This window comes from Serratia sp. 22278 (assembly GCF_052045405.1).
GTDB classification, from domain to species: domain Bacteria; phylum Pseudomonadota; class Gammaproteobacteria; order Enterobacterales; family Enterobacteriaceae; genus Serratia; species Serratia marcescens.
Genome location: NZ_JBQEOW010000007.1, coordinates 81660 through 94239, shown reverse-complemented (window position 1 = coordinate 94239; position 12580 = coordinate 81660). Strand labels below are relative to the sequence as shown.

The following is a 12580-nucleotide window of genomic DNA, read 5'->3' as shown; positions in this document are numbered from 1 at the left end:
GGAGTGTTATTTTTTACGCGGCTCGCTTTCCAAAAAAAAACGGGAAGCCTAAGCCCCCCGTTGTCATTCACTCACGCACATCAGTCAATCTGACGGACGTCCACGCGCAATTCTTTCGGCACTTCGAACACGATGTTCTCTTCGCGCCCGCTGATTTCATGCACGTCCAAGCCGCCCAGCGCTTTCAGGCGGGAGATCACCTCCTGCACCAGCACGTCCGGTGCCGAGGCGCCGGCGGTAACGCCGATATTGCGCGCTTCGCTCAGCCAGCTTTCCTGAATATCCGCCGCCGAATCGATCAGATAAGCCGGTTTGCCGACGCGCTGCGCCAGTTCCGCCAGACGGTTGGAATTGGAGGAGTTCTTCGACCCCACCACCAGCACCACGTCCGCATCGCCGGCCAGATTGCGCACCGCTTCCTGACGGTTGGTGGTGGCGTAGCAGATATCATCCTTACGTGGCCCGATAATATTCGGGAAACGCTGACGCAACGCGTCGATCACGTCCGAGGTATCATCCACCGACAGCGTAGTCTGCGTCATGAAGCACAGGTTGTCTTCGTCTTTCACCCGCAGCTTCCACACGTCTTCCGGCGACTCGACCAGGTACATGCCGCCCTGTGGGTTGCTGTACTGGCCCATGGTGCCTTCCACCTCCGGATGCCCGGCATGGCCGATCAGGATCGCTTCGGTGCCGCGGCGGCTGGCGCGCGCCACTTCCATATGCACCTTGGTCACCAGCGGACAGGTGGCGTCGAACAGCATGGTCAGATCGCGCGCCTTGGCTTCGGCGCGCACCGCCTGAGAAACGCCGTGCGCCGAGAAGATCAGGATAGAGCCGTCCGGCACTTCGGCGATCTCTTCGATAAACACCGCGCCGCGCTCACGCAGGCTGTCGACCACGTAGCGGTTGTGCACCACTTCATGTCGCACGTAGATCGGCGCACCGTACAGCTCCAGCGCACGTTCCACGATGCTGATCGCACGATCAACCCCGGCGCAGAAGCCGCGCGGGTTAGCCAGCAATATTTGCATGCATCTCCTCCTGCTGCGGATCGATCTCCAGCACTTCGATGTCGAAGGTCACCGGATGGCCCGCCAGCGGATGGTTGAAATCGACGGTGATTGAATCCTCCGCCACCGCGCGCACCACGCCCGGCATTTCGCTGCCGTCGATGGCGGTAAACAGCATGATGGTGCCCACGTCCGGCACGCCGGTTTCCGCGAAGTCGCGGCGCGAGAAGAACTGGACCAGATCCGGGTTCTCCGCGCCGAACGCCGCTTCCGGCTGCAGGGTAAAGGCGCGCTTGTCGCCCGCGCGCAGGCCGAGCAGTTGCTCTTCCAGCGGCGCCGACAGGCTGCCGTCACCCAGGCGGAACAGCGCCGGTTTGCCGCTGCTGCGGGTGGATTCGGCGGTCGAACCGTCTTCCAGTTTCAGCGTGAAGTGAACCAGCACCGCGCTGTCACTGATAACCTGAGCCGTCATATTACTCACCTTTACTCTTTGCGTCTTTGTTCGCCGGCGACAAGAAACCTTCCAGCACGATCATCGCCGCGCCCACGCAGATAAAGCTGTCCGCCAGATTGAAGGTCGGGTAGTGCCAATCACCGACGTAGAAGTCGATGAAATCGACCACAAAACCGTGCCACAGGCGATCGAACAGGTTGCCCAGCGCCCCGCCGATAATAAAGGCGTAGGCGATGTTGTTCAGCTTCTGCTGTGCCGCGCTGCGGTACATCATCACCAGCAGCACCGCGACGATGGCGATGGCGATGCCGGCGAAGAACCAGCGCTGCCAACCGCCGTGATCGGCCAGGAAGCTGAACGCGGCGCCGTAGTTGCGCGCGTAAAACAGGTTGAACGACGGGATCAACGGCTGGGACTGGCCCAGCGTAAAGTTAGCGAGGATCCACTGCTTGCTGCCGAAATCCAGCGCCAGCACCGCCACTACAACCCACAGCCAACGCAGGCCGGTCGAACAAATTGGTTTACTCATCAGGCGCGAGTTCTCAGGCAAAGTTACGCTTCTCGCCGTCACCGGCGACGTTGCTCACACAGCGGCCGCAGATGTCTGCATGCTCCGCCACCAGACCGATATCGGTGGTGTAATGCCAGCAGCGCGGGCACTTCTCACCTGGCGCCGTGCTGAAGGCGATCTTCAGCCCTTTCAGCAGCTCGGAAGCCTGCGCGTCGGCCGGCGCATCCGCCAAAGGCGCAACGCTTGCCGCAGAGGTCAGCAGCACAAAGCGCAGCTCATCCTGCAGGCTGTTCAGACGCGCCGCCAACTCGCTGTCGGCATACAGCGTCACCGCCGCTTCCAGCGAACCGCCGAGGCGTTTGTCGGCACGCGCCTGCTCCAGCACCTTGTTCACTTCGCCGCGCACTTTCAGCAGCTCAGCCCAGAAAGCGTCGTTCATCGACTCGCCTTCCGCCAGCCCGAACAGGCCGTCGTACCACTCTTCAGTGAACACGTACTGCGCGCGTTTGCCCGGCATGAAGCCCCAGATCTCGTCTGCGGTGAACGACATGATCGGCGCCATCCAGCGCACCAGCGCTTCCACGATGTGATACAGCGCGGTCTGGCAGCTGCGGCGGGCGACGCTGTCGCTCTTCGCGGTGTACTGACGATCCTTGATGATATCCAGGTAGAAGGAGCCCATCTCGACCGAACAGAACTGCATCAGGCGCTGCACCACTTCGTGGAAATCGTAGTTGGCGTAAGCCTGCTCGATATCCCGCTGCGCCGCCAGCGCGCGGCCGACCGCCCAGCGATCCAGCACCACCATGTCTTCCGGCGCCACGCAATCGGTGCTCGGCTCGAACCCGTTCAGGTTGGCCAGCAGGAAGCGCGCGGTGTTGCGGATGCGGCGATAAGAGTCGGCGGAGCGCTTGAGGATCTCATCGGACACCGCGATCTCGCCGGTGTAATCGGTCGACGCCACCCACAGACGCAGAATGTCGCCGCCCAGCTTGTTCATCACGTCCTGCGGGCTGACGGTGTTGCCGATCGATTTGGACATCTTGCGGCCCTGACCGTCGACGGTGAAGCCGTGGGTCAGCACTTCCTTGTACGGCGCCTTGCCCTTCATCGCGGTGGAAATCATCAGCGATGACATGAACCAGCCGCGGTGTTGGTCGGAGCCTTCCAGATACATGTCGGCGCCGTGGCCGTTGAATTCAGGACGCACGTCGACAACCGAGGCGTGGGTGGAACCGGAATCGAACCACACGTCCAGCGTATCCGGCACTTTCACGTAGTCGGCGGCTTCCGCGCCGAGGATGTCGGCCGCGTCCAGATCCCACCAGGCCTGAATGCCGTCTTGCTCGACGCGTTTGGCCACTTCTTCCATCAGCTCAACGCTGCGCGGGTGCAGCTGCTCGGTCTCTTTATGCACGAACAGCGACATCGGCACGCCCCAGGTGCGCTGACGCGAGATGCACCAGTCCGGGCGGTTGGCGACCATCATTTCGATGCGCGCCTGACCCCAATCCGGGATCCACTGCACGCCCTTGATCTCTTCCAGCGACTGCTGACGCAGGCCTTTCTGATCCATGCTGATGAACCATTGCGGCGTAGCGCGGAAGATGATCGGCGTCTTGTGGCGCCAGCAGCACGGATAGCTGTGCAGGAACTTCTCGACGTGCAGCAGCGCGCCTTTGTCACGCAGCAGATCGACGATCAGATCGTTGGCCTTGAAGACGAACTTGCCGTCCAGCAGCGGGTAGGTGCCGGTCAGGTAGCAGCCGTTCGGCCCTACCGGGTTGGCCACTTCCAGGCCGTATTTCTGGCCGATCACGAAGTCGTCCGGGCCGTGGCCTGGCGCGGTATGCACCGCACCGGTACCGGCGTCCAGCGTCACGTGCTCGCCGAGGATCGCCGGCACGTCGAAGTCCATGAACGGGTGTTTGAAGCGCAGCAGCTCCAGATCGGCGCCTTTGCAGCTGCCCAGCACGGTCCACTCGGTGATGCCGGCGCGTTTCATCACGCTTTCCACCAGTTCAGCCGCCAGGATCAGGCACTGGCCGTCAACCTGCACCAACTGATAGGTGAAGTCCGGGTGCAGCGAGATCGCGCGGTTGGCCGGCAGGGTCCACGGGGTGGTGGTCCAGATAACCAGGGAGATGGCGCCGCTGAAGTGGCTCACGCCGAACTTGGCCGCCACGGCAGCCGCGTCGGCCGCATGGAAGCTCACGTCGATCGACGGCGAAGTCTTGTCGTAGTACTCCACTTCCGCTTCCGCCAGCGACGAGCCGCAGTCGGTGCACCAGTGAACCGGCTTGGCGCCTTTCAGCAGGTGGCCGTTGCTGATGATCTTGCCCAGCGCGCGGATGATGTTGGCTTCGGTTTTGAAGTCCATCGTCAGGTACGGACGATCCCAGTCGCCCAACACGCCCAGGCGGATGAAGTCCTTCTTCTGGCCTTCAACCTGCTCGGCCGCGTACTCGCGGCACTTCTGGCGGAACTCGGCCGCCGTCAGCTTCTCGCCCGGCTTGCCGTACAGTTGCTCAACCTTCAGTTCGATCGGCAGGCCGTGGCAATCCCAACCCGGCACATAAGGCGAGTCGAAGCCGGCCATCCCTTTCGACTTGATGATAATGTCTTTGAGAATCTTGTTAACCGAGTGACCAATGTGAATGCTGCCGTTCGCATACGGAGGGCCGTCATGCAAAATGAAGGTTTTTTTGCCCTTTTTGGCAGTACGAATAATCCCGTACAGATCCTGTTCATACCAACGTTGCAGCATGCCAGGTTCGCGCTTGGCGAGATCGCCGCGCATCGGGAACCCTGTTTCCGGCAAGTTCAGGGTATTCTTGTAGTCACTCATGAGATTCTCGTTTCCGTTTTCGGCTATTTACCCGTCACACTTCAAGCTGCATCTTTGTCGGCCGCCCTTTCTCACCCGAATCACTCGCCTGTGCAAGCTCATCGGGGTTCGCGCGGTTGCCGCCGCGATGCAACTCGAATTGTTTAGGGTAAACGATTAAACCAGTGTTTTTAACCCGAAGAACTTCCGGGCCGTCACCACATCATTGGCGATTTGCTGCTTCAGGGCATCCAGCGAAGCAAACCGCTGTTCATTGCGCAATTTTGCGCGGAGCACCACCTCAATATGGCGCCCGTAAAGATCCATTGTGACATCCAGCAGATGCACTTCCAGCTGCTGGCGCACGCCGGCGACGGTCGGGCGCGTGCCGATATTGGCCACGCCCGGCAGCGGCTTCGGCCCCAGGCCATACACTTCCACCGCATACACTCCTTTCACCGGCGCCACCAGACGCTTGAGCGGCAGATTGGCGGTCGGGAAGCCGATGGTGCGCCCCAGCTCGTCGCCGTGCACCACGCGCCCGGAAATGCTGTACGGGTGGCCTAGCAGGGTCTCCGCCAACGGCAGATCGTCCTCGCTCAGCGCGGTGCGGATCGCGGTGCTGCTGATGCGCCGCTCGCCTTCGCGGAAGGTCGGGGTGCTGACCACGTCGAAGCCGTACTCTTTTCCGGCCTGCTGCAATAGCGGAAAATCGCCCTGACGCCCGGCGCCAAAGCGAAAATCATCCCCCACCATCAGGAATTTGACGCCCAGTTTTTCCACCAGCAGCTCGGCGACGAACGCCTGCGCAGTGTTGGCGGCGAAACGCGGATCGAACTTGACGCACAGCAGGTAATCGACGCCCGCCTGCGCCAGATAGTTGGCCTTGTCGCGCAGGCGCGTCAAGCGGGCCGGCGCCTTGTCTGCGGCGAACATCTCCAGCGGCTGCGGCTCAAAGATCATGACCATCACCGGCAGCCCGAGGCGTTGCCCTTGTTGCTTCAACTGCTCCAGCAGCGCCTGATGACCGCGGTGTACGCCGTCAAAGTTGCCGATGGTGAGCACGCAACCATGGTGGCGCGCCCGGATATTGTGAATGCCGCGAATTAGCTCCATAGCTGGCTCAAAACAGTGGAAATCGGCGGATTATACCTTGTACAGCCGGTAAGGTTAACCCGCGATTGGTGCCTTTATGTAATAGACATACCATACCGGAGATAATCTGCGCGTGAAACGGCTTCGCCGCAGTTTATCCGGCGCTGCCGGGGCGATTCTCGACCGCGGCCAACGGCTTGCGCCCGCCGCGGCAAAACATTGGCGAATTTTCTCGCGAAACACTGTATTCCCAAGAGCGAAGCTGGTAAAATCCTGCGCCATCACAACGTAGCGAGTGCCGCCTGTACAAACGGCGCTTATTTGCACAAATCCATTGACAAACGAAGGCTAAAAGGGCATATTCCTCGGCCTTTGAATTGTCCTCAATAGAATATATTTGGGAGTTGGACCTTGGCTAATATCAAATCAGCTAAGAAACGCGCCGTACAGTCTGAGAAACGCCGCAAGCATAACGCAAGCCGTCGCTCAATGGTGCGTACCTTCATCAAGAAGGTAGACGCAGCTATCGCAGCTGGCGACAAAGAAGCAGCACAAAATGCATTCCTGGTAATGCAACCACTGGTGGACCGTCAGGCAGCTAAAGGCCTGATCCACAAAAACAAAGCAGCGCGTCATAAGTCAAACCTGACTGCACGCATCAACGCAATGCAATAAGCATTTCGTTATCTGCTTGATAAAAAAACCGGCTCAGGCCGGTTTTTTTACGTCCTGCGTTCAGTGAACCGCTAGCAGGAAAACAGCGCCGAGAAGTCTTTGTTGCAGACGCGCTGCACCGCCGGATGCTGGATCATGCGCTCGGCGAAGATGATGTAATACTCCTCCTGCACGCTGTCGATACGCCCAATCTCCACCACGTTGTCATCGTTGTAGGTATCCTGCGCATACAGCGTCGGCGCCACGAAGATCGCATTGTGGTACATGCCGAAGGCCTTCATCAGCGCCGCATCGTCGAACTCGCCCAGAATTTCCACCTGAATGCCCTGCGTATTGAACCAGTTGAGCAGCTTGCGCCCCAGCATCGAACGGCGGCCGGGGATCAGCAGCTTGCGCTGCTCCAGACAAGCCGGGAACGGCAGGTCCGGCGCCGGTTGGCGACAGAAAAAGCTGATGCCGCACTCGCCCAGCTTCAGCGAGAACAGCCCTTCCTGCTGGCTGGAGTCCACCGGGCAATCCGAGAGGATCATATCCAGCTTGTGCTGGCTAAGCTGCTCCAGCAGCATCTCGTGCGTCGATTCAAAGCAACGCAGGTGGATCTGCTCGTTGTCCACCACCACCGCCGTTTCCAATACCTGGCTGACCAGCCGCTTCGACAGCGCATCCGCTACGCCGACGTCGAACAGCAGGTTGGACTCTTTGCGGTAGTTGACGATATCCAGCATTTCCTGGCTGAGCATAAACATCTTGTCGGCATAGCGGAACACCAACTGCCCCAGCTCCGAAGGCACCAACCCGCGCCCCTGGCGTTTGAACAGCTTGCCGTCCAACCGCTCTTCCAGCGCTTTGATCTGGCCGGTGATGGTCTGCGGCGTCAGAAACAACGCTTCGGCGGCACCGACCACGGAACCGGCCTTGCAGACCTGCCAGAAATAGTAAAGGTGATTAAAGTTGATATGCGACATCCTCACGAGCGGCTCTCCTTAACAACGTTTCGCAGCGGCAAACGGTGTGCCGTGACGAGCGACAAACTTCCTTTCCCTGCTTCAGACAACGTATAACCCCATTAGTCCCAACGAAGAACGGCCGAAGCTGCACATATTTTATACCGTACAGCTCCGACCAGCCATTTTATTATGTGCCCTTACCGGGCACATTCAGGATTAACGCACGCGCGGCAACGCCAGACGCAGCAATCCATACCCTACCACCGCCGCAGTGGTGGAGCCCAACAGGATCCCCAGGCGGGAATAGGTGCTGAGCGCCGCATCTGCATCGCCAAATGCCAGCGAGGCGATAAAAATCGACATGGTGAAACCAATGCCGCAGAGCACCGAAACGGCAAACACCTGTTTGAAGCCGATGCCTTCAGGCAAACGGGCGATGCCCATTTTCACCGCCAGCAGGCTGAAGAGGAAAATCCCCAGCGGCTTGCCGATAAACAGCCCAGCCGCAATCCCGACCGGCAGCAGCGACGTTAACCCTTCCAGCGATACGCCCTGCAAAGAGACCCCGGCGTTGGCGAAAGCGAACAGCGGCAGGATCATAAACGCGACCCAAGGGTGCAACTCATGCTCCAGCGTTTCCGACGGCGATGGCCCCTTTTTGACGTTCAACGGGATCATAAAGCCGACGATCACCCCGGCCAGCGTCGCATGCACCCCAGACTTGAGGATCGCCACCCACAACACCAGGCCAACCATCATGTATAACGAGGTCTTGCCCACGCCGCGCCAGTTCATCACCGCCAGCAGCGCCGTCGCCGCCGCCGCCACGCCCAGCGCCACCATCGACACTTCGTGGGTGTAGAACAGTGCGATGATGATAATCACGCCCAGGTCGTCGATGATCGCCAACGCCAGCAGGAACACTTTCAGGCTGGTCGGCACGCGGTTGCCCAGCAGCGCCATTACGCCAAGCGCGAAGGCGATATCGGTCGCGGCCGGGATCGCCCAACCCTGGCGGGTGACGTCATCCGCGCCGTTGAACAGCAGGTAAATCAGCGCCGGCGCCAGCATGCCGCCCAGCGCGGCGATCGCCGGAAACACCGCCTTGTCGCGCCCGGACAGCGAGCCTTGCATCAGCTCGCGCTTGACCTCCAGCCCCACCACCAGGAAGAAGATGGCCATCAGGCCGTCGTTGATCCACAGCAGCAGCGGCTTGGCGATCTCCAGCGAAGCAATCTTCACCATCACCGGCAGGTTAAGGAATGCCTGATAGATCCCCTGCGCCGGGGTGTTGGCCATGATCAGGGCGACGATCGCCGCCGCGATCAGAATGATACCGCCCGCGGCTTCCTGACGTAAAAATTGACGAATGATGTTGGTCACAGTACGTCTCTCCAAATCTGTGCAGGACGTAGCGCCCTGCGAACCACAGTCATGAAGTGAGTATAGAGGGCGTTTTAGTTCGAAAAAATAAGTTTATAAATGCTAAATAGCTCGAAAAAACCGATAAAAAGCACGAATAAGTCACACTTATATTATGGAATTTGCGGTTTGGCGCGCAAATAAAAACCCCGGAACAGAAGCCCGGGGTTCGTACATAAACCAAAAGAAACAGTAGGTTAGCGAGTCAGATCGTCAAAGAACTTTTTCACCCCGTCGAAGAAGCTCTTCGAACGCGGGCTGTTCTTGTCGCCGGACGGGCCACCCAGGCTCTCTTCCAGCTCACGCAGCAGCTGCTTCTGCTTGTCGTTCAGATTGACCGGGGTTTCCACCACCACGCGGCACAGCAGGTCGCCCTGGCTGCCGCCGCGCACCGATTTCACGCCCTTGCCGCGCATGCGGAACAGCTTGCCGGTTTGGGTCTCCGAAGGCACCTTCAGTTTCACCCGGCCGTCCAGCGTCGGCACTTCAATCTCGCCGCCCAGCGCCGCCATGGCGAAGTTGATCGGCACTTCACAGTACAGGTTGTTGCCTTCACGCTCGAAGATCGGGTGCGCCTTCACCTGCACCTGAACGTACAGATCGCCCGCCGGTGCGCCGTGTTCGCCGGCTTCACCTTCACCCGCCAGGCGGATGCGGTCGCCGGTATCGACGCCGGCCGGAATTTTCACCGACAGCGTCTTGGATTTTTCTACCCGGCCGTGGCCGTGGCACTTGTTGCACGGATCTTTGATAATCTGACCGCGGCCATGGCAGTGCGGACACGCCTGTTGCACGGTGAAGAAGCCCTGACGCATCTGCACCTGGCCCTGACCGTGACAGGTTGGGCAGGTCACCGGCGAGCTGCCCGGTTTGGCGCCGCTGCCGTGGCAGACGTCGCACTCTTCCAGCGTCGGGATGCGGATCTCTTTGGTGACGCCACGTACCGCTTCCTCGAGGGTCAGCTCCATGTTATAGCGCAGATCGGAACCGCGGCTGGCGCGCTGACGGCGGCCTCCGCCGAAGATGTCGCCAAACACGTCGCCAAAGATATCGCTGAAGTCGGCGCCGCCGCCAAAGCCGCCGCCGCCCATGCCGCCCTGTTCAAAGGCCGCGTGCCCATACTGGTCGTAGGCCGCGCGTTTCTGGTCGTCGGTCAGAACTTCGTAAGCTTCTTTAACTTCTTTAAACTTGGTTTCGGCGTCTTGTTCCTGGTTGCGGTCAGGATGGTATTTCATCGCCAGGCGTTTATACGCCTTTTTGATCTCACGTTCATCCGCCGTCTTGCTGACGCCGAGAATCTCGTAATAGTCTTTCTTCGCCATTCTTTCGCTTACCCTTAACATGCGTGCACGGGCGCAGAGTTGCCTCGACGCCCGTGCTGGTTTCCGGGAACGACACCTCGGCCGCCCCGTGCCCGCTTAAGGGCGATTATTTTTTGTCTTTAACTTCTTCGAACTCGGCGTCAACCACGTCGTCGTCTTTCTGCGCCGCGTTGTCCGCGCCGGCGTCAGCACCCTGCTGAGCCTGCTGCGCCTGAGCCATTTCCAGCAGTTTGCCGGAAACCTGCACCAGCGCCTGAGTCTTCGCTTCGATCTCGGCTTTATCTTCGCCTTTCACCGCCGCTTCCAGATCCTTCAGCGCCGCTTCGATCGCCGTTTTGTCTTCCGCCGGCAGTTTGTCGCCCGCTTCTTCCAGCTGCTTGCGAGTGCCGTGGATCAGGTGATCCGCCTGGTTACGCGTCTGTACCAGCTCTTCGAACTTGCGGTCAGCTTCAGCGTTCAGCTCGGCGTCGCGCACCATTTTCTGGATTTCGTCTTCGTTCAGGCCAGAAGATGCCTTGATGGTGATCTTCTGCTCACGACCGGTGTTCTTGTCTTTGGCAGACACGTGCAGGATGCCGTCGGCATCGATATCGAAGGTCACTTCGATCTGCGCCATGCCGCGCGGCGCCGCCTGGATGCCGTCCAGGTTGAACTGGCCCAGAGATTTGTTATCGCTGGCGCGCTTACGCTCACCCTGCAGCACGTGGATGGTTACCGCAGACTGGTTGTCTTCAGCGGTAGAGAACACCTGGCTGTGCTTGGTCGGGATCGTGGTGTTTTTGGTGATCAGCGGCGTCATCACGCTGCCCATGGTTTCGATACCCAGCGACAGCGGGGTCACGTCCAGCAGCAGAACGTCCTTCACATCACCGGCCAACACGCCGCCCTGTACCGCAGCGCCCACGGCAACCGCTTCGTCCGGGTTCACGTCTTTACGCGGTTCTTTGCCGAAGAAGTCTGCGACTTTCTTCTGCACCATTGGCATACGGGTCTGGCCGCCCACCAGGATCACGTCCTGGATGTCGGAAACCGACAGGCCTGCGTCTTTCAGCGCCACTTTCAGCGGTTCGATAGAGCGCGCAACCAGATCTTCAACCAGCGACTCGAGTTTGGCACGAGTCACTTTGATGTTCATGTGTTTTGGACCGGTCGCGTCTGCGGTGATGTACGGCAGGTTAACGTCGGTCTGCTGAGCGGAAGACAGTTCAATCTTCGCTTTCTCAGCGGCTTCTTTCAGACGCTGCATCGCCAGCGGATCGTTGCGCAGATCGATACCCTGATCTTTCTTGAACTCTTCCACCAGGTAGTTGATCAGACGGCTGTCGAAGTCTTCGCCACCCAGGTGGGTGTCACCGTTGGTCGCCAGCACTTCAAAGGTTTTTTCGCCGTCAACGTCGTCGATTTCGATGATGGAGATATCGAAAGTACCGCCGCCCAGGTCATAAACCGCGATGGTGCGGTTGCCGACTTCTTTGTCCAGGCCGTAGGCCAGAGCCGCCGCAGTCGGTTCGTTGATGATGCGTTTGACTTCCAGACCCGCGATGCGGCCGGCGTCTTTGGTCGCCTGACGCTGGGCGTCGTTGAAGTAAGCCGGTACGGTGATAACCGCTTCAGTTACCGGTTCGCCCAGGTAATCTTCCGCCGTTTTCTTCATTTTTTTCAGCACTTCCGCAGAGATCTGCGGCGGAGCCATTTTCTGGCCTTTCACTTCCAGCCAGGCGTCGCCGTTGTCGGCTTCGACGATTTTGTACGGCATGATCGCTTTGTCGCGCTGCGCTTCTTCATCCTGGAAGCGGCGACCGATCAGGCGCTTGATGGCGAACAGGGTGTTTTCAGGGTTGGTCACTGCCTGACGCTTAGCCGGCTGGCCAACCAGAGTTTCACCGTCCTGGGTATATGCGATAATAGAAGGAGTGGTGCGGTCGCCCTCGGCGTTTTCCAGCACGCGTGCCTTGGCACCATCCATAATTGCTACGCAAGAGTTGGTAGTACCCAGGTCGATACCAATAATTTTGCCCATCTAAACGTCTCCACTAAAAAATTCATAATCAGTCAGGTTGCTAACCTATATGCGGGCGATTTTTTGCTTTTCAACTGCCCGATATCTCAGTGCGACCCGCGGTTAGCAGCTGCGGTTGCAAATAAGATGGGGCCATCCAGTCCGGCATCAAGGGGCAAGGCGAAAAAAATTTCTTTTTTTATCGTCATTCAGATCATTGTTTCCGGCTGCGGGGATCATTATGATGCGCGCGCTCTGGTGGAAAACTTCGATTTTTTGGCCATTCAGACCATTTATGATTTTACTTCGCTGTTT

General features: G+C 59.2%; 10 protein-coding genes. 1 reads left to right on the top strand and 9 read right to left on the bottom strand.

The window, feature by feature from the left end; translation table 11 throughout:
- Positions 1–80 precede the first annotated feature (80 nt).
- The 5 genes from ispH to ribF all read right to left on the bottom strand — a co-directional run bounded on the left by ispH (position 81) and on the right by ribF (position 5921).
- Positions 81–1034: a 4-hydroxy-3-methylbut-2-enyl diphosphate reductase gene (gene ispH, locus ACTJJ6_RS14670; protein ID WP_049300133.1), complete on the bottom strand. Its 954-nt coding sequence runs from the start codon at positions 1032–1034 to the stop codon at positions 81–83.
- Positions 1015–1485 carry an FKBP-type peptidyl-prolyl cis-trans isomerase gene (gene fkpB / locus ACTJJ6_RS14665; RefSeq protein WP_440802729.1) on the bottom strand — a complete coding sequence of 157 codons (471 nt, stop codon included), beginning with the start codon at positions 1483–1485 and terminating at the stop codon, positions 1015–1017. The genes ispH and fkpB overlap by 20 nt, the downstream gene beginning before the upstream one ends.
- A gap of 1 nt (position 1486) precedes the next feature.
- A complete protein-coding gene (lspA, locus tag ACTJJ6_RS14660; RefSeq protein ID WP_016929136.1) occupies positions 1487–1996 on the bottom strand; it encodes a signal peptidase II in 510 nt (169 codons plus the stop codon).
- A 13-nt stretch (positions 1997–2009) separates the two neighbouring features.
- Positions 2010–4826 (bottom strand): isoleucine--tRNA ligase, encoded by a 2817-nt coding sequence (ileS, locus tag ACTJJ6_RS14655; protein ID WP_016929137.1) that lies wholly within the window; start codon positions 4824–4826, stop codon positions 2010–2012.
- Between the two features lie 156 nt (positions 4827–4982).
- Positions 4983–5921 (bottom strand): bifunctional riboflavin kinase/FAD synthetase, encoded by a 939-nt coding sequence (ribF, locus tag ACTJJ6_RS14650; protein WP_016929138.1) that lies wholly within the window; start codon positions 5919–5921, stop codon positions 4983–4985.
- Between the two features lie 390 nt (positions 5922–6311).
- Here ribF and rpsT point away from each other — a divergent pair, with 390 nt between their 5' ends.
- On the top strand, positions 6312–6575 hold the full coding sequence (gene rpsT / locus ACTJJ6_RS14645) for a 30S ribosomal protein S20 (RefSeq protein ID WP_004932960.1): 264 nt from the start codon (positions 6312–6314) through the stop codon (positions 6573–6575).
- Positions 6576–6646: 71 nt separating this feature from the next.
- Here rpsT and nhaR read toward each other — a convergent pair whose 3' ends face one another.
- From nhaR to dnaK, 4 genes are all read right to left on the bottom strand, one after another.
- Positions 6647–7546, bottom strand: a complete 900-nt coding sequence (nhaR, locus tag ACTJJ6_RS14640) for a transcriptional activator NhaR (protein ID WP_028127865.1) — start codon at positions 7544–7546, stop codon at positions 6647–6649.
- 192 nt (positions 7547–7738) lie between these two features.
- Positions 7739–8905 (bottom strand): Na+/H+ antiporter NhaA, encoded by a 1167-nt coding sequence (gene nhaA / locus ACTJJ6_RS14635; protein WP_033641227.1) that lies wholly within the window; start codon positions 8903–8905, stop codon positions 7739–7741.
- A 236-nt stretch (positions 8906–9141) separates the two neighbouring features.
- Positions 9142–10266, bottom strand: coding sequence for a molecular chaperone DnaJ (dnaJ, locus tag ACTJJ6_RS14630; protein WP_004932969.1), 1125 nt, complete (start codon positions 10264–10266; stop codon positions 9142–9144).
- A 106-nt stretch (positions 10267–10372) separates the two neighbouring features.
- Entirely contained in the window at positions 10373–12286 is a 1914-nt protein-coding gene (dnaK, locus tag ACTJJ6_RS14625) for a molecular chaperone DnaK (protein ID WP_004932972.1), read from the bottom strand.
- Positions 12287–12580: the final 294 nt, after the last annotated feature.

Coding starts and splice junctions, on each gene's coding strand:
- ispH (WP_049300133.1), bottom strand. CDS start 1,034: ATGCAAATATTGCTGGCTAACCCGCGCGGCTTCTGCGCCGGGGTTGAT.
- fkpB (WP_440802729.1), bottom strand. CDS start 1,485: ATGACGGCTCAGGTTATCAGTGACAGCGCGGTGCTGGTTCACTTCACG.
- lspA (WP_016929136.1), bottom strand. CDS start 1,996: ATGAGTAAACCAATTTGTTCGACCGGCCTGCGTTGGCTGTGGGTTGTA.
- ileS (WP_016929137.1), bottom strand. CDS start 4,826: ATGAGTGACTACAAGAATACCCTGAACTTGCCGGAAACAGGGTTCCCG.
- ribF (WP_016929138.1), bottom strand. CDS start 5,921: ATGGAGCTAATTCGCGGCATTCACAATATCCGGGCGCGCCACCATGGT.
- dnaJ (WP_004932969.1), bottom strand. CDS start 10,266: ATGGCGAAGAAAGACTATTACGAGATTCTCGGCGTCAGCAAGACGGCG.
- dnaK (WP_004932972.1), bottom strand. CDS start 12,286: ATGGGCAAAATTATTGGTATCGACCTGGGTACTACCAACTCTTGCGTA.